The organism is Herbiconiux daphne, from assembly GCF_024979295.1.
GTDB classification, from domain to species: Bacteria; Actinomycetota; Actinomycetes; order Actinomycetales; family Microbacteriaceae; genus Herbiconiux; species Herbiconiux daphnes.
The window spans coordinates 1-654 of sequence record NZ_JANLCJ010000463.1; the positions used below are offsets into that span (position 1 = coordinate 1).

At 43.7% G+C, this 654-nt stretch carries 1 protein-coding gene; it reads left to right on the top strand.

Annotated features, from left to right (window positions below; genetic code table 11):
- On the top strand, positions 1-654 hold a 654-nt coding region (locus tag N1032_RS25875; protein ID WP_259543485.1), incomplete at both ends, for a hypothetical protein.

Here is a 654-nt window from a genome sequence, read left to right on the forward strand (position 1 = left end):
ACAACAGAAAGTTGAGAATGCTTTTAACGGCAACTACGAGCTTGCTGTGAAGACTCGTGAACAACTACGTAGTGCAGAACAACCAGAACTCTACGAGAGCGCACAGCGCCTTACAGAGAACCTGCGTGACTATAATAGCATGGCCACCGAAGTTGCCAATGGTAAACCTATTAACACTGAACGTCTTGAAATGAAAGCAAGAGAAATCACACGTGATTCTACTGCTCTTGGTTTGAGTGATAAGTTTAAAGGTATCAACGGCGAGACTGGTGTGTTTAACCCAGCGATTGATCTGCAAGCATGGCATAACTTTAATACCCGTACTCGTGGTATGCATCCAACTGCACCTAAAGGTCAGTTCAAAGATATGGTTGCTGCTAAAGAGATTGGTATTGAAGGGTTTGATGTTACTAAACCAGCTACTTGGACTAAACCAATTAAAGCTGTGGTTAGTGGTGCTACTTCATCCATGAAAGCAACACAGTCTATGGCTCGTGGTGCTGCTATGGCAAGAGGTGCTAAAGCTCCTACTCGTTCTACTTCACCTGAAGGAGAGATGGTTGCATCTGAAGAACATATCCAGAATGCATTGCGTCGTAATGATCCAACCAATGCAACTAGAGAATCTGAAGCTGCACTGAAAGAATCTGGAAT